This window comes from Streptomyces sp. CNX435, assembly GCF_059570575.1.
In genome coordinates, this window is the sequence record NZ_JCANTA010000031.1 from 1 (window position 1) to 21,608 (window position 21,608).

The 21,608-nt window shown below is 69.7% G+C and carries 15 protein-coding genes and 2 pseudogenes; 8 read left to right on the top strand and 9 right to left on the bottom strand.

The features are described 5' to 3' along the window. The 3 genes and pseudogenes from T328_RS32500 to T328_RS32510 all read right to left on the bottom strand — a co-directional run. Positions 1-800: pseudogene (locus T328_RS32500) on the bottom strand (hypothetical protein); the annotation flags it as partial. 161 nt (positions 801-961) lie between these two features. Beyond that, a complete protein-coding gene (locus T328_RS32505; RefSeq protein WP_496499832.1) occupies positions 962-2,164 on the bottom strand; it encodes a DUF418 domain-containing protein in 1,203 nt (400 codons plus the stop codon). Between the two features lie 1,278 nt (positions 2,165-3,442). Beyond that, entirely contained in the window at positions 3,443-4,744 is a 1,302-nt protein-coding gene (locus tag T328_RS32510; RefSeq protein WP_496499833.1) for a hypothetical protein, read from the bottom strand. A 199-nt stretch (positions 4,745-4,943) separates the two neighbouring features. On the opposite strand from T328_RS32510, the pseudogene T328_RS32515 reads away from it, so the two are divergent. The 4 genes and pseudogenes from T328_RS32515 (at position 4,944) to T328_RS32530 (ending at position 10,504) form a co-directional block, all read left to right on the top strand. After that, positions 4,944-5,818, top strand: a pseudogene (locus tag T328_RS32515) (transposase family protein). A 1,033-nt stretch (positions 5,819-6,851) separates the two neighbouring features. Next, entirely contained in the window at positions 6,852-8,402 is a 1,551-nt protein-coding gene (locus tag T328_RS32520; RefSeq protein ID WP_496499834.1) for a sulfatase family protein, read from the top strand. A gap of 178 nt (positions 8,403-8,580) precedes the next feature. After that, positions 8,581-9,384, top strand: coding sequence for a hypothetical protein (locus T328_RS32525; RefSeq protein WP_496499835.1), 804 nt, complete (start codon positions 8,581-8,583; stop codon positions 9,382-9,384). 28 nt (positions 9,385-9,412) lie between these two features. Further along, the gene (locus T328_RS32530; RefSeq protein WP_496499836.1) at positions 9,413-10,504 is read left to right on the top strand and encodes a hypothetical protein; all 1,092 of its coding nucleotides are present in this window, start codon (positions 9,413-9,415) and stop codon (positions 10,502-10,504) included. A gap of 239 nt (positions 10,505-10,743) precedes the next feature. Here T328_RS32530 and T328_RS32535 read toward each other — a convergent pair whose 3' ends face one another. Then, on the bottom strand, positions 10,744-11,715 hold the full coding sequence (locus tag T328_RS32535) for a glycoside hydrolase family 19 protein (RefSeq protein ID WP_496499891.1): 972 nt from the start codon (positions 11,713-11,715) through the stop codon (positions 10,744-10,746). An 889-nt stretch (positions 11,716-12,604) separates the two neighbouring features. On the opposite strand from T328_RS32535, the gene T328_RS32540 reads away from it, so the two are divergent. The 3 genes from T328_RS32540 (at position 12,605) to T328_RS32550 (ending at position 14,950) form a co-directional block, all read left to right on the top strand. Beyond that, positions 12,605-13,948, top strand: coding sequence for a hypothetical protein (locus T328_RS32540; protein ID WP_496499837.1), 1,344 nt, complete (start codon positions 12,605-12,607; stop codon positions 13,946-13,948). Continuing rightward, a complete protein-coding gene (locus T328_RS32545) occupies positions 13,935-14,372 on the top strand; it encodes an AraC-like ligand-binding domain-containing protein (protein WP_496499838.1) in 438 nt (145 codons plus the stop codon). The genes T328_RS32540 and T328_RS32545 overlap by 14 nt, the downstream gene beginning before the upstream one ends. A gap of 98 nt (positions 14,373-14,470) precedes the next feature. Beyond that, positions 14,471-14,950 carry a helix-turn-helix transcriptional regulator gene (locus T328_RS32550; RefSeq protein ID WP_496499839.1) on the top strand — a complete coding sequence of 160 codons (480 nt, stop codon included), beginning with the start codon at positions 14,471-14,473 and terminating at the stop codon, positions 14,948-14,950. 37 nt (positions 14,951-14,987) lie between these two features. On the opposite strand, the gene T328_RS32555 is transcribed toward T328_RS32550, so the two are convergent. From T328_RS32555 to T328_RS32575, 5 genes are all read right to left on the bottom strand, one after another. Beyond that, the gene (locus T328_RS32555) at positions 14,988-15,443 is read right to left on the bottom strand and encodes a hypothetical protein (RefSeq protein WP_496499840.1); all 456 of its coding nucleotides are present in this window, start codon (positions 15,441-15,443) and stop codon (positions 14,988-14,990) included. Positions 15,444-15,580: 137 nt separating this feature from the next. Continuing rightward, complete coding sequence (locus T328_RS32560; RefSeq protein WP_496499841.1) at positions 15,581-16,975, bottom strand: FAD-binding oxidoreductase; 1,395 nt, start codon at positions 16,973-16,975, stop codon at positions 15,581-15,583. A gap of 68 nt (positions 16,976-17,043) precedes the next feature. Then, positions 17,044-17,967 carry a pyridoxamine 5'-phosphate oxidase family protein gene (locus tag T328_RS32565; protein WP_496499842.1) on the bottom strand — a complete coding sequence of 308 codons (924 nt, stop codon included), beginning with the start codon at positions 17,965-17,967 and terminating at the stop codon, positions 17,044-17,046. Between the two features lie 34 nt (positions 17,968-18,001). Beyond that, positions 18,002-19,363, bottom strand: a complete 1,362-nt coding sequence (locus tag T328_RS32570; protein WP_496499843.1) for an MFS transporter — start codon at positions 19,361-19,363, stop codon at positions 18,002-18,004. A gap of 280 nt (positions 19,364-19,643) precedes the next feature. Continuing rightward, complete coding sequence (locus T328_RS32575) at positions 19,644-20,399, bottom strand: SDR family NAD(P)-dependent oxidoreductase (protein WP_496499844.1); 756 nt, start codon at positions 20,397-20,399, stop codon at positions 19,644-19,646. Positions 20,400-20,633: 234 nt separating this feature from the next. Between T328_RS32575 and T328_RS32580 the strand changes: the two genes are divergently transcribed. Next, a complete protein-coding gene (locus T328_RS32580; RefSeq protein ID WP_496499845.1) occupies positions 20,634-21,542 on the top strand; it encodes a cyclase family protein in 909 nt (302 codons plus the stop codon). The last annotated feature ends 66 nt before the right edge of the window (positions 21,543-21,608 follow it).

Genomic DNA, 21,608 nt, shown 5'->3' on the forward strand with positions numbered 1-21,608 from the left:
CTCCCGTTCGGCTCCCGGGTGGCCCCGGCGGACTGGTTCAGCGGGTCGCCGCCTCCCGAACTGCCCAGCACTATCAGCGGTATGAGGATGACGGCCGCCACCGCGACACCCGCCGCCCCCACGAACGCGGGCCGCTTGAGCAGCCCGGGCGCCCGGTACTCGTCGTCGGACTGGCTCTGCTTCCCCCGGCGGCCGAACCCCCCACCGGATCCCCGGCCGATTCCCCGGCCGATTCCCCGGCCGAATCCCCGGCCGACGTCCTCGTCGGGGTCCGGGCCGGGAGCGGGAGGGGACGCAAGTGCCGGTACGGGCTGCGGCTGCAGGCCCGGCTCGTCGCCTACGTCGTCTATGTCGCCCACGTCGGAGAGGTCGGGGAGGCCGGGGAAGTCGGGGACCTCGGCGTCGAGGCCGGGGGGAGCGGAGTACCCGCCGGATCCGGCGGACCCGGGCACCCCGTCCTCGCCCGCCTCCTGCCCGTGCTGCTCCAGCAGCCTGCTGGAACCGTCCGGCGCCACCTCGACGACCGCGACGTAACCCGCGGCCGGATCCGAGATCGTCGCGGTCACCGCGGAGTCCCGGGCATGGGCGTAGCCGTGCAGGGTGTCGAGGATCGCGACGTCGACCGGCTCCTCTCCCACCACCGGGACCGGCACCCCGTCGATCTCGACGGACCCGTCACCGGAAATGATCACAGCGATCGGAGACGACGCCTCACCCGGCTCCCCACCGGACACCGCCTTGCCCAGATCCACCGGCTCCCCGGGCCCTACCTCCCCACCCGGCTCTTCACCCACGCTCATGACCACCCCTTTTCTCGCGCCTCTCCTGGCGTTGCCGACCGCACAACCACGGTCCTCGCACACCGCAACGGGCCCCACCGGCAAACAGTTCAGCTCTTCCGGCGAGCAAGTGGCGGCGGGAGGCGGTGTCCCCTGCGGAAGCCGTACGACGGGTAAGTGCTTCAGGGGCGCTTCGCCAGCGTGGCCGCACGCAGCAGCCACTCGGCAGGGCCGTACCGGAAGCGGCGCAACAGCCATCGGCCGGCGGCGAGTTGCGCCGCGTACAGGGCGATGCAGCCCGGCAGGACGGCCACGGTGCCGTAGCGGCCGTACCAGCCCAGTCCGTATCCGGTGAAGACCAGCGCCATCACCAGGGACTGGGTGAGGTAGTGGGTCAGGGCCAGGCGGCCTGCCCCGGCCAGGACGGCGGCGAACCGACGGCAGGGCCGGGTGGACAGCAGGAGAAGCAGGGCGCTGGCGTAGGCCGCGGTCAGCGCGGGGGCGGTGAGCACGCCGACGGCCGAGCCGACGTCGTACCAGCGGGCGTCCAGCGGCCCGTTGCGGCAGAAGGCCATGAACACGCTTCCGGCCAGGCCGACCGGCAGACCGCTGACGATGATCTGCACCATCCACGCGCGGTACGGGCCGCCGGTCCCGGCGAGCAGCTCGCGGCGGCCGGCGGCGAGGCCCACCAGGAAGGCGGCCAGCATGTCGGCTCCGTAGACGATGTTCCAGCCGAGCGCGTCGCGCAGCCGGCGCGCGTTGGTGCCGACGACGGACGTAGGGTCGCCCCGGTGGGCGGCAACCGCCTCGTGCACCGCGGCCGCGGTGTTCTGCCCCCGCGGGGGTTCCGCGAGGGCGAGTGTGAGCACGCCCCAGGCCAGCAGCACTCCCGCGGTGGCGACGACGAGCCAGGCCGCCGCCCGCAGCGCGGTGCGCGGTGCGATGTCGCGGAGCGCGAACAGCACGAGGCTGAGCACCCCGTAGACCGCCAGTACGTCACCGGCGAACAGCAGGAAGCCGTGCGCGAGGCCGAGGAGGAACAGGCAGCCCGACCGGCGCAGGTGCCGTGGCGCGAAGGGAGCCCCCGCACGCGCGGCCGAGAGCCGCTGCAGCGTGAAGCTGTACCCGAACAGGAACGAGAAGAGCAGGTAGAACTTGGCGCTGACCAGCGCCGTGACCAGCCATGCGGCCACCTCGTCCGGCCGCGACACGACCGGCCCGCCCGCCGCGTCCACGTGCGGCCCGGCCATCGCCCGGGCGTTGACCAGGAGAATGCCCAGCAGCGCGAACCCGCGCAGGACGTCGACGTCCCGGATACGGCCCTCGGGCCGCGGCGCCGGCTCGGCGCCGGAGTGTGTCCGTACACGGGGTGGGAGGCGCAAGGCGGGTCTCCGGGGCCGGGGCGACGCCGACAGGCGGCTGCGGGGCACGGCGGCAGGACAAGGGGACAACGGGCAAAAGGGGGAGCCGCGACCGTCTGGCCCGCACAGCCGACGGTCGCGGCTCAGGAGGCCACTACGGGACACCGCTCCAAGCGGTTCACCCGGCGCTGGCACGCCGTCCGGTCGTACGCCGGGATGCGCCGGTCAGTTGGCCGAGTTCCGAGCACGCCGGCCAGGGGCCACCGCGCCGGTACGGAGACGTGGAAGAGGTACGGCGCCGCCCGGGCCCGCCCCGATGGCGGCATCACCGGGTGCCAGCGCAACGGCGCCACGGGCGGTTCAACACGCGATAGGAGGTCGGCAGATCGATCACGGGAGAGCACGTGTTGCCCGGCGATGCCTACTGCGGGAGCCGCGGGCCGCCCCGTCAGCCTCGCCCTGCCCGTCGCCTTGGCCCTGGCCCATGCCCCTGCGGCTGCTGGTCATGCCGGGACGACGACGAGCCGGCCGCCGGCGGCGACGGCGTGCGACGGTACGAGGGTGGACGTGGAGACGTCTCCCAGAGGGTCGCGGCGACTCGCTGCTGGTCAGGGGACACCTGCGCGTGATCCGTAACGACCGCCCGCTCCGCCTCCGGGACATAAGCCGGCTGGCTGAGGGCCACGCCATACGGTGGCGCGGGGGGAGCGGCGCGCGCCTCCGCCGCCTGGGCCATCTGCCCCATCCGCTCCGCCCGCCGCTCCTCCACCCTCCTCCACTCCGCCATCAAAGGTCGCAGCCGTTCTTCACGCTGTTCCCGCGGCAGCCCCCTCACCTCTAGCCGCTGACGGCCCCACTCGGCATCCCAGGCATCCTCCAGCTGCGACACCTGCTCGCTCGCGCTCGACTTCCTCTGCTGCCACTCTTGCGACCAACTGCGCGCCTGAAGCGCGTCCTGGCTGGGCATCTGTTCGTCCAGCACCTGATCCTGCCGAGTCCACGCCTCCTCCACTCGATCCCACATCTCCTGCAACGACATGCGCCCTCCCAGCGAGCCTGCGCCATCTTGAAGTTCGTGATCACAAGGACTATGGACCAGCCCCGAGGGTCAGGACGATCTCCGCTGCCCGTCGGGCAGGCCGCCCGGCTCATTCGCAGAACACCCGGTCGGCTTGCGGCGTGGTGCACCGGCGCCGGAGCCGGGGCGGTCAATCGCCTCGGGCAAGCCGGCCCGCGTCGGGGGTCGCGGGCCGTGCCGTTTCCGGTGCGACGGTACGGCTGCGGAGTCGCACTTCTCCGTCACTTCGCCGGGCCACCCGGCGACGCAGGACGGGCACTCCCGAAGCCGCCGTGGAGCTGCTGGCCCGGCGCTACGTACGCGGTCTGGCTGTGGTACCTGGGAGATGGCGCGGGTTCATGGGTATGCGGCGCCGGGGGGCTGTACGAACCCGCACCGCCGGGGAACTGCTGCTGGCCCGGCACGACATACCCGACGGTCGGGCCTCCGCTGCCGGAAGGTCCCGCGGGTCCGTAGGCATACGGCGTCTGGGGGTTGAACGGTCCCGCGCTGCCCGGGAGCTGCCGGCCCGGCGGCCAGGGGGTGCCTTGGCCGTGGGCCACTTGCTGGTGTCCGGGCGGGAGGGCGTCGTGCGCGCTGACGGCCGTGGGTGGCACTGGGGCTGTGATGGTCAGTTTGTCCATTGCCTGGGACATTGCGTCGTCCCAGGAAGACGGGGTGCCCTCCCCGACGCCAGGCAGGTGGCCGTACGCGGAGGACTCGAAGGGATTCATCACGGGAGGGACGGGAGGCCACTGCCCGGTGTCGAAGACTTGGTCGTGCACCTCGCCCGCGTACGGGGCGCCGAACATCCCCGGCGCCGCTTCCTGCGCGGAATCCAGACCGGCATCGAGGTGGCCGAACAGCTGCGGGGGTCCGGGAATGCCAGAACCGAACATCGCCTTCCCCAGCTCGTCCTGCCACGCTTTCGCCTCATCAAGGGCTTTCGTCGCATCGAGGCCAGTCTCATTCGTCCTCGCGGTAATGACACGCTTCACCTCAGAATCGTCCAGGTCGAGCGTCGCATCGGCGAGCACTGACGGCACGAGCGCCGCCAACCGATCTTCCGGCGGCTCCATCTGCCGCGCGTACGGCCGGACCAGCACAGCTGCCGGCGTACGCACGCTCCTCTTCTTCCGGGCCGACCCGGGATGCAACGCCACCGTCAACCCGGGGGGCGGCACCTCCGGCCACCCTGGCTCCAGCCCGCGATACTGCTTATACACCGCCGACGCCGCCAGCCGCTCCCGCCGGCTCCTGTCCCGCTCTGTTCCCCGACGTTTGTCCCGCTCAACATCCTCAAACTCCTTCCGCTCCTCCTCCGGCATCCCCGCGAGCCGCGCCTGACGCCGTTCCCGCCACCGCCGCCGGGATTGCTCCGGATTCTGCCAATAACGAGCGCGCATCGCGCCCAGAAGCCGCTCCCGGTGCTCCGGATCCTGATATTCCCTCTTCTTCTGCTCCAGAAGCCGCCGCCGGTACTCCGGATCATCCCGATACACATTCCTCGGCGGCTGCTGCTCCGGCTGGTTGTCATGATCCATCACGTGTCACGTCCCCTCAGTCTTCGCGCCTCCCCCGCTGCTACGCGCTGCACCGCCCACCGGTTCACCAGCCGCCCGTGAAGCTGTGCAGCGGGACGCGAACGCCCTCGTCCCCCCGGGTGATGACGAAGGGCACGTCAGCCGTGCACCCGACGCGCGACCCGCTTTGCCTCGGTGCTGACGCTTTCGGCTCGGGCCGGTGCCGGGATGGCGGCGTGGACGCGGTGATCACGGCGTCGAGGTCTCGCGAGTTGGTGCGCATCAGCTGTTCACGGGGATCTCGCGGCGTCATCTCACATGCCCGGTGGAGGAATTCGCGGTGCCGTGGCAAGCCGGCCCCGAGGACGGCCGTCATGCCGTGCGAGGTGAGGCCGGAGCCCGCCACCGGCTGGCGTTCGTCGACCAGAGACACATCGGGCTCTCGGCCGAGCGGGCGTGCGCGATCCCCGACCGCCCCCACCTGCGGTTACGGACTCTGGCCGACGTGTTCGCCTGTGCCCGAGCCGAAGGCGTCGAGCTGCGCTCGGACATCACCGAGATCCAGGTCCGCAGGCCACCAGCCGACCGCGGCGGACGGCACGCGTTCGTCTCCGGGAAGAAGAGACAGAACACGATGAACGCCACCGTCATCGCGGCCCGGCCGCCCGCAACGAGGGCCTCGCCATCTTCTTCCAGCACTTCCCCGACGTCGAGGCCCTCATGGACGAACGGTTAATTCATCGTCTTTTGCCTTTTCGACAGCGGCTCATTCTGCCCTGCCGCGTGGTGGTACTGGGGGCGTTGTGGATCGGAGCCAGCCGCCTGCCGGTACCCACCCGCGGCAGGCGCCAGGGACGCCGCGTCGGGCGCGAGCGGCTGAGGCTGCCCGGCGAAACCAGCAGACGGGAAGCCATGACCAGGCGGCTGCTGCCCGGCGAAACCAGCAGACGGGAAGCCATGACCAGGCGGCTGCTGCCCGGCGAAACCAGCAGACGGGAAGCCATGACCAGGCGGCTGCGGTTGCGCCACACGCGCTGCCTGAGCGACCTCCCAGGGAACCCGTTGCTTCCACCTGTTGAGGGCCTCCTCGACTAGCCCGGCCTGCTGAGGTGCAGGGGCCTGCTCGGGCCACTGGGGCATGCTGGCCATCGAGGACTGTTGCCAGCGCTCCTCGGGCTTGCTGGGCATCGAGGCCCCTTGGCGCTTGAGCCAGTTAGCCGTGGCGGGACACAGGACCGGCTGAGGTGCAGGGGCCTGCTCGGGCTGCTGAGGCGCCCCGGCCATCAAGGCCCATTGGGGCTGGCGGGCATCCTCCGCATACGGCACCTGATGCGCCAAGGTCTGCCCGACTGGCTGGACCTGCTGGATCGGGCCCGGTGCAGGGGCCTGCTCGGGCTGCTGGGGCCTCCTGGCCAGTGCCTCTTGGACTTCTCGGGCCACATCGGCTCGGGCCTCATCGGGTCGAGAGGGCATGTTGCCTCCGTGTGCGAGGGCGGGGATCGATCTGGTCACCAGCCCCAACGTCAGAAACGGAGAAACGGTTCACTTACGGCTGCACCACGCCCGCGGGGGGGGTGACGCCGAGTGGGACTCCAACGGCACAAGCGCGTACAACTGCGGCAACAGGGCCTCCTGGAACAGCTCGTGACTTCAACAACCTTGAGCCACCAAGAGGCCCTAATCCCTGCCTTCATGCACGATCCCAGCGGAATCACCCGCCCAGCCTGCCGCTTTCGATCACACCACGCTATTCGACCTGGCCTTCGACGACCAGCTCTCAGCAGCCCGCATCTGACCGACAGACCAGTTCATTCACGCCGAAAAGTTAAGAATTGACATACCCGCGAGCCAACGGTTGGTGTGGGGAGACAGTTCACTGCTGTTCGCCGTAGGCGCTGAACTGTTTGTCGGTGGGGTCCGTTGCGGTGTGCGAGGACCGTTGTGACGTCGTGCTCGTGAGCGGGCCGCTTGAGGAAGGGCTACAGGTCGTCGCATACCTGAGAAGGCGTCGCTCACGCTGATCGAGGTGCCGGGTTGATCGGCGGACGGACCGAAGCGAACACCGAGAACGCAAGGTGCATATATGCGTAAGCGACTGAAAAATGCGGCAGCCGCCGGGACCGCTCTGGTGCTGACGGCGGCCGGGTTGGCGGTAGCAATCAGGAGCAACGGCAGTGCCCCAGATGCGGAACAAGCGACCAGGGAACGGCCGAACATCGTCTACATCCAGGTCGACGACATGTCAGCCGACCTGCTCGGCTATATGACCGAGGCGGCGAAGCTGGAGCGGCAGGGCACCACAATGGCCAATTACATCTTCGCCGACTCCCTGTGCTGTTCTTCCCGGGCCTCCGGCCTGACGGGCAGGCTGCCGCACAACACCGGGGTTCTGACGAACACTTCGCAGTTCGGGGACGGTGGTCTTGGCGCTTTCCTCGACGACGAGGGCCGCACGTACGCCACCGCGCTACGCAAGTCCGGCTACCGCACCGGCAAGATGGGGAAGTACCTCAACGAGTATCGGCCCGGGGGCGCTGAACCCGCCTGGGACTACGATTACCCTGCCGACTATGTGCCGCCGGGCTGGGACGAATGGCATGTCGCCGGCATAGGTGGCTATGGCCAGATGAACTACTCCATGACGGAGTCCGTCGACGGGAACAAGAAGCGGCGGCACTACCAGAACAAATACCTCACCGATCTGCTGTCCGACAAGGCCGTGGACTTCCTGAACCGGTCGGTGAAGCACCACGCGGACCAGCCGTTCTTCCTGGAGGTCTCCCCCTTCGCACCGCACTCGGCGGTGGCGCAGAAAGCGCAGCTGCCGTACGTGCCCGCGCCCCGCGACCGGGCGAATCCGGACGCCGGCTTCGCCGGCGACTGCGGCCCTGCGGCCTGCAACGACGTCCGAGCGCCGCGCGACGGCTCCGCCGACCGCGCTGTCGCCGACGGGCCGCAATGGCTGCGCGAACGCGCGCTGACCACGGACGAGACGAGGGCGATCGACCGCAGCTATCGGCTGCGGGTGCAGATGATGCAGTCGCTCAACGACATGATCAAGCAGCTCCGGGCGCACCTGACCAAGCTGGGTGTGGCGGACGACACCTACGTCGTCTTCGGCTCCGACAACGGCTTTCACCTCGGCGAGCACCGGCTGTTGCGGGGCAAGGGCACCCCGTACGACCACGACGCCAGGGTGCCGATCCTGGTGGCCGGTCCCGGGGTGCAGGAAGGGGCGACCCGCCGCGAACTGGTGCAGAACACCGACATGTACGCCACCTTTCTATCGCTGGCAGGGGTGACACCGGGTGCGAGCGACGGCCGGTCGATGGCCGGGCTATGGCACGGCGATACGGACGGCTGGGCCCGGGACGCGGCGTTCCTTGAGCACACCTCGCACGCCACCACCGCGCCCCGTGACCCGGATGCCGCGGCCGGGACGGGCAATGCTCAGCCGGGCTCGTACAAGGCGATCCGCACGGCTGACGAGTTGTACGTGGAGTACGCGACGGGCGAAGTGGAGTACCACGACCTGGCTGCCGGTCCGCACCAGTTGACCAACACGGCGGCCGAGTTGCCCGAGGATCGGCGAGCTGTGCTGCACCGTACGCTGGCCGCCCTCTCCACGTGCGGCCAGCCGGGCAAGCCGGACTGCTGGACCGCGGGGCAGATGGATTGACCCACGGTCCACCCGTGCGGCGAAGCCGGTGAGGAGCGGTGCGGATACCACGGGCTTCGCAACCAGGCAGCCGCCGCCATCGCGGCTCGACCGCGTCGAAGAAGACCGATGAACCGAACGCAGGCAGGATCCGTGTCTGTCAGTAACGTTGCACGTTTACGACACGGGAGTGGACTCCATGCCTCCGCAGCAGATGGACTTCGAGGCCCGCCGCCAGGAGGCCCGACGCCTGGCCCGGGAAATAATCCTCGCCGAACTGGGCGCCCGTGGACAGAGGGGGACAGAGACCCGTGAACAGGGGGGTGCGGCGGCAAATACAACAAATGCAGATTGGCTGCTGGCAAAATTCGAGAAGCAGCTGCGCAAAGACCTGGGCGGGATGCAGCGCCCGGCAGCACAGCAGGACTGGAACACCCAATACGGCAACCCGAACGACTCGGTGAACGGACAGCTCGATAGTGTGGCGAAGTGGGCGGTCCGATCACTGCGCTGGTTGTTCCGGGAGCAGGAGCAGCAGGCCGGTCCGAGCGCCTTTCAGGCCGGCTCGAGCGCCTTTAATGAGTACAACAAACTCAGCAAAGAAGACAAAATGCTGGTCGCGAACGAACTGGCGAGTTTGCTCGGCCACGGCGACGGGCTTGGCGTGAGGGCCCATCTGCCCATAGCCGCGGCAGTCGCTGAGGGTAACTCGCGGAATGTCCTTCAATTCAATGGGCCTCCGCCGCCCGACCAGATCCAACTGCCAGGGGGCCGCACCGCTCCCCAGCACCCGCAGCGGCCGGCACGCCTCCGGACGACTTGGGAGGTGCCCATGACCGCCGTCGGCCCCGCCCCCACCCTCTACGCCATGGATCTCCTGCCCTCTGGCCTCAACTCCCGCAACGCCTCGTCAAGGGCGCCAGGGCCAGGGTCAGCCCCCGCCGTGGCAGGAGAAGTACGCGGGCTCCCCAAGCCCATGGCCAAGCCCAACGCGCGAAGGTGATAGCGGCGGGGTGCGTACGGAGGATGACATGGTTCAGCGGGTTCCCCTTCATGGGACCGCCTTGTGGATTGCGCGGCTGTACGGCCTGACGGACGAGCCGGACTACCCCGCCCAGGTCCCCAAGGGCCAGCTCGCCACGAGAGACGATACCGCGCCCGTGGGGGAGAATCAGGCTCGGCAGCGGCTCCATGAACTTCTCAGGCCTCTTGCGAAGGCCACCGCCGATGAGGAGATGGTGCTGAAGGCTGCGGAAATCCCCTTGAAGCCGCGGCGTCAAGGGGGTAACCATATCGACCCCGCGGTCGACCGGCACATTGGCCGCAGGGCGGATAGAAATGTCCGCAACGCTATGTTGATCTCGCGACTGTACGGCCTGACGAACGAGCCGGACTACCCCGCAGTGGTCACCCCCGGCGTTCTCGCCGGAACAAAGTATCACGCAACCGGGTGGGAGAAGCACGCCCGGGAGCGGCTCTATGATCTCTTCCGTAGTCCTGACAGGGTGATCAGTAACGCGGAGGAGGAGGTGCTGAGGAGAGCGGAAATTCCCTTGATACTACGGCCGGATGGAAAAGGTTACTATATCGACCCGAAGGTAGACCAGGAGGGGAAGTCCCGTAGGGTCGCCGCTGCGAAGCCCAGGCCCAGGCGGACCCGTGCTTCGCGTGTGCAGCCTCGGAGCGCCGCCGACATGCAGCCGATGCCGGCAGTCCCGTACGCCTCGCACGATGCGCAGAATCCGGTGGGAGAGTATCTGATGCCCACGGCCGGTTCCGGTCAGTTCTCCAGCCCTCAGGCCGGTTACGGGCCGGGCTGGCCGCACGACGCGCCGGACCCGCAGTTCCAGGGCAGCGCGAGTCCGTTCAACCCCCAGACGTATCCCTACGGACCCGCGGGACCTTCCGGCTACGGAGACCCGACCGTCGGGTATGTCGTGCCGGGCCAGCAGCAGTTCATCGGCGACGCGGGTTCGTACAGCCCTCCGGCGCCGCATGCCCATGAACCCGCGGCATCTCCCAGCTACCACAGCCATGCCTGGTATGTCGCGCCGAGCCAGCAGTTCCACGGCGGCTTCGGGAGTTCCGGGTCCTCGTCGCCGGGGCATGGCCCGGCGAAGTGACGGAGTCCGGGTGGTGCGGGTGCTGAGGGCACCGTGCTGTTCGTGACGGGCGTCGATGTTCCGGACGGGCGGCACTGCCCGCGCCGTAGTGCCGCACGAGCACTTCGTCGGCCGACTCTGCCTCGTCCAGCCCACGGCATACGGCGGCCTCAACGGAAGGGTGTTCCGCACGGAACGCGGGAGACGCCGAAGCCCCAGGGCAGCGGCCCTGGGGCTCGACGCGCGGGTGCGGCGGTGGATCAGCAGGTGAGAAGGTTGCCGTGCGTGACGCCGAGGATCTGGGTGAAGCGCTGGTAGTTGTCGATGCGGCTCTGGACCTGGGCCGGGTTGGCCCCGTTGCACTCCAGGGCGCCGTTGATCGAGCGGATGGACTCACCGAAGCCGGCGCCGGAGGTCATCGCCGTGTGCCCGGGCATGGTGCCGGGGCCGCTCTGGGTCATCCAGTACCACAGGCCGGTCTGCCAGGCCACGGCCGGCTCCCGCTCCACCCGCCAGGGGTCGTTGAGCAGGTCGAGGCCGAGCGCGTCGCCGGCGGCCTTGTAGTTGAAGTTCCAGCTGAGCTGGATGGGCCCGCGGCCGTAGTACGCGGCCTGGCCGGCCGGGCAGCCGTAGGGCTGGGTCGCGTCGCAGTAGTGGGGGTAGTTGGCCTGGTTCTGCTCCACGACGTGGACGAGGCCGCCGGTCTCGTGGCTGACGTTGGCGAGGAAGGCGGCTGCCTCCAGCCTCTTCATCCTGTCGGTACCGGTGTTGGCGAAGGCCGGGTACGACCGCATGGCCTCGGTCAGGCCCTGGTACGTATAGAGCGGGTTCCGGTTCGGGAACATCTCGTTGAACTGGGCCTCGCTCACCACGGACCCCGACGGGGCGTCGGACGCCGGGGCGTCGGACGGCGGCTCGTAGGGCGCCACGGCGTCGAACTCCTGGGCGCCTCCGCCGTCGCCGCAGGCGCCCTGGTCGGCCCAGACCCCCCACTGTCCGGTGGTGCCGGGCACCTCGCCCAGCGTCCACCACTTGGCCACCCAGTTGCGGCCCTCGTAGGAGACCACGTCGTCCCCCCAGTAGACCGCCGAGCTGTTCCACCCGGCCGCGCAGCCGGCGGCGCTGGCCGGGCCGGCCGACACCACGGGGATCGCGACGGCGAGCGTGGCCGCCGCCGCCAGGGATCCGGCCAGTGCCCTGACGCGTCCACGGCCCCTGCGGCGCGGACGCACGGGCGCGCGCTCGCGCAACACCTCGTCACGCCGCTCTGTGTGCACGCCGAGCACGCGGTTGGACGTGGTGCCGTTGGGCGTGGTGCCGTTGGACGTGGTGGCCCTGTACCACGCCGGGGGAACGGCGCCTAGATTCCCGTGCCGCACGGAGGAGTTCCCCGGTTCCCCGTCAAGCGCAACGCGGCCGGCCTCTCTTCGCGATGCCATCTGTCTGCTCCTGATCGTCGTCTGCCAACCATCTGCTGACTGCAACGGGGAGAGCGGCGCAAGGGTTCATGAAGATCCAGCCTGAACATTGCGTGACTTTGCCGCACGAAACCGGAATGAACTGACCGTCACCGCGCCCACGTAGTAGCCCACGTAGGAGAGGCGAATACAGAACGGGAAAACCCGTCCCGGACTCCGTGGACCACCGCGAGCGAATACCGTCCGGCGTCGGGATCATTCGATGCGCTCACCGACGCATCCGGCCTCGGCCGGGTGGCCGGGGTCTCCCGCGCACCCACGGTGTGTGTGCGCGGGGCGGACAGTTCACCGTGGGCTGTCCCCGACGGTGCCTCCGCACGCACCGGATTGAACCGTTCCGCAGCGGCTGCCGTGGTGGAGGCCGTCACGGGTCGGCCCACCACACCCTGCTCCGCAGGTCCGGGCCGGCTCGCCAGTCCGGGGCCGCCCCGCCCACCGGCCGGTGCCGGACTGACACCCAGGACCCGCCCTTCCCTGTCGCGTGGGGGCGGTACGGCGGCCCGCCCCGATGCGGGCGCCGAGCGCCGTCTCAGGTCGGCAGCCGAGTCCCTGCTGCCCGGCCCGGGGCGACGCGGTCAGCCTCGTACGCCGCCGGTGGATGCAGACCCCCGCGCTGAGCCTCCCGCCGACCAGAAGGCCCACGATGACCGACGCACCCAGCCCTATCCACACCGCACTTGACGACCCCGAGGCCCACGTCCGCCGGTGCCTGGCGCGGCTGCCGTTCGCCGATGTGGACGTGGAGCTGACCGCCGCCGCCTGCGCGCTGCCCGGCCGGACCGCGGGCGCGGCGCTGGCGGCGCTGGCCGACGCCGGGCTGCTGGAGCGGCACGGCAGGCACCCGGTCCGCGGCCCGGTCTACGGACTCCGCGACGCGATTCGTGCCCGTCCCCGTACACATGCCGGCCAACTCGACCGGCTCGACCGACTCGACCGACTCGATGACGAGGGGTCCGACCCCGCCGCCGGGGAGCCGCTGCGCCGGGCGCTGGACTGGCTCCTGGCCGCCACCACGGCCGCCGCGCACCTCCTGGACCGCGGCTACCGTGACCTGGACCGCGACTACCGCTATCCGCCCGCCGACGCACCGGCCTTCGCCACCGTCTCCGAGGCCCTGGCCTGGCTGGATGCCCAGCACACCAATCTCATGGCCGCGGTCCACGCCGCCCACGTCGCCGGGCTGCCCGGAAGTACCTGGCAGCTGGTGCACGCCATGAGGCCCTGCTGGACGACCTTCCACCACCGGCCCGGATGGCTCGGAGCACACGAGCTGGCGTACGACGCCGCCCAGGTGTGCGGCCACGCGCCGGCGGAGCGCGAGATCCTCGCCACCTGGGGCGTCGCCCTGCGCAACGCCGGCCGCCATGCGCAGGCCGTCGTCGCCTTCACCCGGGTCTTCGCCGCGGCCAGGACCGTCGGTGACGAACTCGGCGCCGCCCGGGCCCTGTACGAACTCGGCAGCACCCACCTGGACGCGAACCACCCCCGCCAGTCGGTGCCGTTCCTGCGCCGCGCCCGGCGGCTGCTCCGCACGCTCGGCGACGCACACGGAGCCGCGCTCTGCGGCATCTGCCTGGGGCGGGTGGCCCTCGTCCGCGGCCGGCCCACTGAGGCGATCACGCTCCTGGGCGAGGCCCGCGCCGCCCTCGCCGGGGAGCGCCACGCCTTCGACGCCGCCCGTGCCCTGGCCTGGCTCGGCCGGGCCCAAGCGCTCGACGGCGACTACGCGACCGCCCAGTACGATCTGCGCCTGGCCCACGACGAGTTCGCCGCCGTCGGCTCGTCGCGCTGGATCGCCCGCGTACGGGAGATGCTCGGCGACGTCGCCCGGGAGCAGCACCGCCTCGAAGACGCCGCCCGGTTCCACGCCCAGGCCCTGGAGATGTACGGCAGGAGCAGCCCGCACGATGCAGAGCGCCTGCGCCGGCACCTGGACGGCCTCACGGCGCCCACCGGCAGCCCGGACCGTGACCGTGACCGAGTCTGACAACGGCGAGGTGACCGGACGAACATCAAAGAGGCAATGGGACGACAGCGGAATGCATCACCATGATTCAGTTGATTCGGCACGCTCGATGGACGCTTGGCGCGACGCTTTCGTCGGTCTCCACGGCGCGAACGACATCACGGTGGCAGACGCCGCGCCGTGGACGGGACGCCTGGAGTGGCGGCAGTCGCAGGCGTACGGCATCGCGCTGTGCGATGGCGTACGAGTAGATCTGCGGCGGGAGAGACGGCACATCCGCTCCGACCCCCGGGGTACCTGCGAACTGCTGGTGCCGCTCGCCGGAGCGGCCCGGGTGGCACAGGGACCGTCCTCAGGGGAAATCAAGCCCGGATTCATGGCGTTGTGCGATATGGACCGTCCGGTGGCGTTCGCGCAGACGACGACTTCGTATCCATTGCGTTGATCGTTCCTCGGCAGGAAGTCGACCGCCGCAACATGGCCGCAGCCCGCACGCCACAGGTCTTCAGCGGTGTCAGCGGCTTGGGCCGGGTGATACGGCAGATGGCGACCACGCTGCAGGAAGAGTCCGGGCGACTCTCGGAAACGGCTTTCGACCTCGCCTGCGAGCAGCTGCTCGACCTTGTCTGTCTGGCGGAGGAAGGCGCCACGGACTCGGCACCGGCCGAGCAGCGGGCAACGGTCGAGGCGGAGATCCGGCGCCACGTCCGCCGGCATGCCAGCGACCCCGACCTCAACGTCGCTGGCATCGCGCGGGCTCTTGGCTGGTCGACCCGCTACATCCAAGAGGTGCTGAAGGCTGCCAACACCACGTCGCGGGATCTCATACGCCGGGAACGGCTGCATCTCGCCCGCACCCGGCTGGCCAGTGCGAGCTGGGCCGGGCATTCCATCTCCCAGATAACCTATTCCTGCGGTTTTGGCAGTCATGCGTCGTTCAGTACCGCGTTCCGGCAGGAGTTCGGCATGACGCCTCGTGACGCCAGGAGAGCTGTTCCACCGTTCTCAGTAAACCGAGACTGAGAGCTTGTCCCCTGTGGGGAGTTGGTCTGTCGCCGGGTCAGCAGCCGCCCTCTGTGACCGTGAAGCTAGGCGTACTCATGCAGAAGACGGCATCCACCTGGTAATCGCTGATCTCGTATTCGCTGTACGTGGGCGGAGTGGGCGGGTCGGCTTCGAAGTCCCAGGAGTCGTCGCCGATGGCCTCGACGTCGGGCCTGGCGGCCTCCTCCACGTCGGTAACAGCTCCGCTTATCACCGTGGAGTAGTCATGCAGGGATACGGGGTCGGGATCGTCGCGCAGCCGCTCCGCCGCCTGGTGGACGGCATCCCGGAACTCGTCTTCGGTCAGGGAGCCGCGATCCCGCTGTTTCGCGAACATGACCAGGAAGAACACCGACACACCCACCAGGATGATTACGATGAGCGCCAAGCCGACCGGATTCTGGGGATTGATAACGTATTGTCCCGGCTGCAGCCTCCGCCGAACGAAGAGGGGTTGCTCGTCATTTGCCACCGGTACAACGTACCGATTCCGTCAACTGCCGCTCTCTACCGGCTCCACGGGCGTCACCCCGTGGCCCGCGCCGGTGAAGGCGCGGGCGCAGGCGGCGTCCCAGGGACCCGGCAGGACGAGCGGGTGTCGCGGCGTTCCTATTCCGGGGTGATGTTGTGGTTGTTCACGCGGAAGAGGTTGCGCGGGTCGTACTGCCGCTTCAGCCGTCGCAGCCGGTCGAGGTCCGCGGTGGTGAACACCTTCTCGGCCCTGTCATCACGCCCGGCGAAGTTGGTGAGGGCGTATCCCGTGGCCCAGGGATCCAGGCGTTCGGCCATCTCACGCAGGGCGGCGATCCCGGCGTTGACCGCCTCCGGCGGTCCGGCGCTGAGTCCCCACACGTTGAACACGGCGTCCTGAGCGGCCATGGGGCTCGCCCCGGACGGCCGCTTCGCCAGCTCCCCGCCCAGGTGGCGGATCTCCAGGGCCATGACCGGGCTGCCCACCATCAGCTGGGCGTTCTCCACAAGCCGGTCGACGGCCTCGGCCGGCAGCTCGGTCAGGGCGGTGCCGTGCTCCTCGTACGGCATCGGCTCGGCCGGGTCGGCGTGCACGGCGGCGAACTCGCTGTAGGGGTGGCGGCCGACCGTGTCGGCAACCGCGGTGCCTATGGCCCGGAAGGGCGCGATCAGCTTCTCGGCCTCCTCGTCGGAACCGAGGTGGACCACTCGAACGTGCGCAAGGAACCGACCGCGCAGCAGTTCGGGGATGTCCGGGAGGGGCGGGAAGTTCAGCAGCATCACCGAGCAGGTGAACCCGTCGGGAGCGTCGCGGACGACTTCGGGGAAGGCTCGCAGTACGGCCTCTACGTTCTCGGCGGGATAGTAGATCCCACCGCCGTAGAAGGAGGTGACCGGGAAGAGCTTGACCTCCACCTCGGTCACGACACCGAAGTTGCTGCGCCCGCCGCGCAGGCCCCAGAACAGTTCCGGTTCCGTCTCTGCTGAGACGCGGCGCAGCACGCCGTCCGGGGTGACCACTTCGATGGACTGGACGTGATCGGCGGCCCAGCCGTGAGTCCGGCCCAGGAACGGACTGTGACCGCCGCCGAGGGTGAAGCCCACGGCTCCCACATTCGGGCACGACCCGTGCAGGGGCGCCAGCCCGGCCGTCTGGGCGGCCTCCACGACTTCCGATACGAGCGCGCCGGCTCCCACCCGGGCCACGGAACGGTCGGTGTCGATCTCGACCGCGTTCATTTCGCCGGTGGTGATGAGCAGGAAACCGTCCGCCAGCGGGAATGGCTGATGCCCGGTGGCCATGACGCCGACGGGCAGGTCATGCGCGGCGGCGAAAGCGATCGCTGCCTGGACATCGTGAGCCGTAGAAGCGGCGACAACGAGACTCGGTCGATGCTGCGAAAGCAGGTTGAACCCGACTGCCGCCGCCGGGTAGTCCGCGTCATCCGGAGTGAACACCGATCCGGTGATCCGGTCATCCAGTTCGGTGACGTCAGCCGCTGCGGGGACGGTCCGCCCCTGGTTCTCGGTCATCTTGCCATGCCTTTCGTTATGTACCAGTTGATGCCGCCGGCTTCCGGCTGGGGCCGGGACCCGGGTGATCAGGTTTCAGCGGCGGCCCGGGACGCGGACACCGCGGCGAGAGCCTTCAGAGCCGGCCAGTCCACACGCGGCGGCTGGAGACCACGCCCGCGCAGGTATGCCTTCGACGAGCGGCGAACGGTACGCAGCGTGCGTACCTGGCCGCGTGGGGTGCCGTCGCCGTTCGGCTCGATCACCCGGTGTGGCACCAGCAGCCAGTCGCCGTCATCGGACCGCCGCAGCTCACCCCGCACCAGTGCGTTGTAGATGCCGGCGAGGCGGTCATCGTGGCGGTGCACGAGGAGAGTGGCCGGGCCGGGTACGACGTCGCAGTCGGCGGCCGGTTCGACCAGGTACCCGTCGGGCCTCGCCACGGTCCGCGTCCGCATGAGCAGCGGGGCACCGTACGCGTCCCGGGCGCCGAGCACGGCGGTGGGGAAGCCGGCGAGAATACCTGCGCCGGGCAGGGAACTCGTCCGGCCTGCCGCGTCGCCCGGGTCACCGGGCGACGCGGTCAGAGGCGCGCGGGTGCGTACCTCGGTCGGGCTGATGGTGATCCTCAGCCGCAGGAAGTACCAGTCCATGAGCCAGCGAGCGAGCCGGTCCGCATAGCGTCGGCTGTCGGGCTGACGATCGAAGATCATCGACCAGTACGCCTCGTCGCCCGAGGGTGCGGCCACGATCTGCTCTGGACACACCGCCGTACCCGTGACGAACACCTCTTGAGGGGCATCCAGCCCACTGCCGGTGGGATCGGAGAAGAGCAGGGCCACCCGGCCGTCACGACGAACGTTCAGTGCCTTCTGGGCGAAGCCGAGCGACGTGGAGACAAGAAACGTGCCGTCGTCGTGGCGAAGGGTTGCCGTCGGCCAGGCGATCGGTGTGCCGTCCCGGGCAAGAGTGGCGAACTCACAGGTCCGGTGGGCGTCGACGGTCTCGCCCACCGCCGGTTCGAGAGATATCACGTGCGCAACCTCACTAGATTTCAGGTGTGCTGGGGACGAGAGCAGGCTCGGTGTGGTGTTTCCGCACCGCGAGACGATCACCACGGGCGATCGGCGCGATCCAGCGGCTCGGCTCGTGCTCGCGTCCGATCTCGGGAAGCTTGAAGGTGGCCAGAGCGCCGAGCACGCTCATGGCGGCCAGAGCGATGAAAAGCGCCTGATAGCCGCCCAGCAGGAGGAATGCGGGCGCGGCGAACGGCACGAACGACTGCGGCAGGGAGCTGGCGATGTTGATGATCGCAAGGTCCTTGGCCGCGTCGTCCTTGCTGGGCAGCAGCCTTACGCACACCGCCAGATCGACGGCGAGAAAGGTTCCCAGGGCGACTCCGATGGCAGCCACCCCCGCGTAGATGAACGCCATGTCCCGGGCCCCCGACATCAAGATGAGAGCTGCGGCGGCCACTATCCCGGCGAAGACCACAAACGGCTTCTGCCGCCGAAGCTTGTCGGAGAGATAGCCGGCGACCACACTGGCGACGGCAACGCATCCGATGGAGAGCGCGGCGAGTTTCAGCACGACGCCTCCGACCTCCTTCTCGCTTACGTCGAAGCGCTCCATGAGGAAGAAGGTGCTGAAGGTGCTGGATGCAAAAGCGCACATGATCAGGAAGCGGACGAGCCATGCCCATCCGAACGCCGGGTGGGTCCGCGGGTTGAACCAGAACGTCGAAGCAACGCCCCGCGGATTCATCGGCGGCTTCGGCGTGCTGCTTCGCGGATCACGCAGCAGGAGGACGGCAACGGTGCTCGCCCCGATGGCGAAAAGCGCGATGGCCCACCACTGACCGGCGCTTCCCTCCGGGAACGCGTTGGCAAGTGACAGGCCGATAAGCGGCCCCATGGCCGTGGCCAGGCCGACGAACCCGGATACGCCTCCTCTGCGGTGCTCGGCGACCTGGTCCGCGACGAGGGCGCTGTTCGCGGCCTCCTGGAAGCTCGCGACCGCCTGCACTCCGCACCACAGCAGCACGACCTGCCAGACCTGAGTCGTGAAAGTCACCCCGATCAAAGCGAGCGCGGCCAGCAGGGAGCCGGTGAAGATCCAGGGGCGGCGCCGGCCGAACCGGACGCGGGTACGGTCCGAAACCCGACCGGCGACGGGGTTGAACACGAGCGAGACAAACGCGCCGAAGCCCGTGACGATCCCGAACGCGGTGGTCGCCTCGCCACCCGTGATGTCCTTGAGGTGCAACGCGAGCAGCAGTTGGAGCGGTGTGGTGAGCGCGACGTGGAAGCCGAACTGGGACAGCATGATCGCGGGCACGAACCGGCGCAGCGGAGTGACACCGTCGCTTGGCCTGACGACCGGCGTCGTGATGAGCTGCTCCGTCGCCATGGCGCGCTTCCTTACTGCGGAGGTTTCCAGTGGGGGGACTTACGCCGGCCGTCATGGCCGGGTGAGGCCGCATCCGCCGGTCGCCGGGCACGCCGCAGCGGACAGCACGCTCCACTGCGGCGGCACTTCATCGACATCCGCACCACGTGTCGCGGCTCAGAGTGGTTCACCGCCGGCGTTCTGGTTGCGTGCGGTCGTTGCCCGGCCGCAGGCGTGATAGGTCATCAGGCCGGCTCGATCGAGCACGAGGTCGTACTCGACCCGCAGACGGCTGTCCCCGTCAGACCTGCACGGTGCCGCCGTCCACGAAGAGTTCGGTACCGGTGACGAAGCGGCTCTGGTCGGAAGCGAGGAAGAGGGCCACGTCCGCGACGTCCTCCGGGGTGCCGACCCGGCCGAGCGGGATCCGGGAGACCAGGAACTCCTTCACCTGTCGGCCCTGCTCCGTGTGGGCGCCGCCGATGGCCTCGTCGAGTCCGGGCGTGTCGATCGTCCCGGGGCTGATGGCGTTGACCCTGATACCCCGGTCCTTGAGCTCGTTGGCCCAGGTGCGGGCGAAGGACCGGGTCGCCGCTTTCGTGGCCGAGTACACGCCGAAGCCCTCGGGTCCCTCGACCGTCCAGATCGAGGCCGAGAGGATGACGGACGCGTGGTCGTTCAACAGCGGCAGCGCCTTCTGCACGGTGAAGACGGCGCCCCGCACGTTCACACCGAGAAGCAGGTCGAGGTGTTCCTCCGTGACCTGCGCGAGCGGGGCCGCCTCCCCCACTCCGGCGTTCGCGTACAGCACGTCCACCCGGCGGCCGTCCGCGGCGATCCGCTCGTACAGGCGGTCCAGGTCGGCCGGGTCGGCCACGTCGCCGCGGACACCGGTCGCCCCCCGCCCGATGGACGCGACCGCGGCGTCGAGCACCTCCTGCCGCCGGCCGGTGACGTAGACGTGGGCCCCCTCCGCGGCGAAACGACGGGCGCTGGCGAGCCCCATTCCCGTCGAGCCACCGGTCACCACGGCCGTCTTGCCGTCGAGCTGTCCCATCACGTTCTCCTCGTGTTCCGATCCCGCAGGCGCCCGTACACAACGCCGGGAACGGCACGCCTCACCCAGGCGAACGACATGCCGCACACCGTCGTGCAGGCAGACGTCGCTGGCGCTACTCTCACCGCCCCGTGCCCGGACGATCTTTCGCTCCGGCGCACAGTCCTTGCGCGCAGACGCACGCCTTCGGGTACTGGTGAGGGGCGGCCGGCCCCTTCCCGTACGTTCACCGACATGGGTACGGAACCGAAGAACGACGTCACCGCAGCGGCCAACGTGGAGGATTTCCCGAGCAATTGGGGCCGATGGGGTGCGGACGACGAGCTGGGCACGCTCAACCTGATAACCGCGACCGCGCGGGCCAGGGGCGCCGCGGAGGCCCGTACCGGACGAGCGGTCTCGCTGGCCCAGCCGATCCAGCCCGCGCCGCTCGTCAGCGGGCCCTTCGCGCCCACCACCCGTGATGTCTCGCCGGTGCAGCAGTTGATGCAGTACACCGGAGGTGCACCCGCGACGGCGGACATGATACTGGTGACCAACCATCACGTGCGCTCGACGCACCTCGACGCCCTGGGGCACCAGATCTGGGACGGCCAGGTCTACCCGGGGCGTCCTCTCGCGGAGAGCGTGACACCGGCCGGCGTACGGCACGGTTCCACGGCGGCGTTCGCCGCCGGGATCGCCACCCGGGGTGTGCTGCTCGACCTGGCCTACGACGGCCCGCTGCCCGCGGGGCACCCGATCACCTCGGAGGACCTGGAGGCGGCCGAGGCCCGCCAGGGCGTACGGCTGGAGTCCGGGGACGCGTTGGTGGTGCGCTGCGGGTGGGTCTACGCCATCGACCCGGAGAGGCCGATGCCAGGCATCAGCCTGGACGCGGTGCGGTGGATGCACCGGCGCGGCGTGTCCCTGTACGCCGGCGACCTCGGCGACGCCCACCCGCCGCTGGACCCCGCCGTTCCCGGGCCGCTGCACCGCGTCGCGCTGCCGCTGCTGGGCATGCCCCTGATCGACGTCGCGGAGCTGGAGGAACTGGCCGCCGTCTGCACGGAGTCGCACCGCTACGCCTTCCTGCTCACGGTGGCGCCCCCGCGCATCCACGGCCTGACCGGCGTCCCGGTCAATCCGCTGGCGATCTTCTGACCGCCACGCAGAGTGCCCGTCCCGGCCCCGCCGGCCCCGGCACCGTCGGGGCCGGGGCCGGGGACG

Coding starts and splice junctions, on each gene's coding strand:
- T328_RS32510 (WP_496499833.1), bottom strand. CDS start 4,744: ATGGATCATGACAACCAGCCGGAGCAGCAGCCGCCGAGGAATGTGTAT.
- T328_RS32525 (WP_496499835.1), top strand. CDS start 8,581: ATGCCTCCGCAGCAGATGGACTTCGAGGCCCGCCGCCAGGAGGCCCGA.
- T328_RS32530 (WP_496499836.1), top strand. CDS start 9,413: ATGGTTCAGCGGGTTCCCCTTCATGGGACCGCCTTGTGGATTGCGCGG.
- T328_RS32540 (WP_496499837.1), top strand. CDS start 12,605: ATGACCGACGCACCCAGCCCTATCCACACCGCACTTGACGACCCCGAG.
- T328_RS32550 (WP_496499839.1), top strand. CDS start 14,471: ATGGCGACCACGCTGCAGGAAGAGTCCGGGCGACTCTCGGAAACGGCT.
- T328_RS32560 (WP_496499841.1), bottom strand. CDS start 16,975: ATGACCGAGAACCAGGGGCGGACCGTCCCCGCAGCGGCTGACGTCACC.
- T328_RS32570 (WP_496499843.1), bottom strand. CDS start 19,363: ATGGCGACGGAGCAGCTCATCACGACGCCGGTCGTCAGGCCAAGCGAC.
- T328_RS32575 (WP_496499844.1), bottom strand. CDS start 20,399: ATGGGACAGCTCGACGGCAAGACGGCCGTGGTGACCGGTGGCTCGACG.
- T328_RS32580 (WP_496499845.1), top strand. CDS start 20,634: ATGGGTACGGAACCGAAGAACGACGTCACCGCAGCGGCCAACGTGGAG.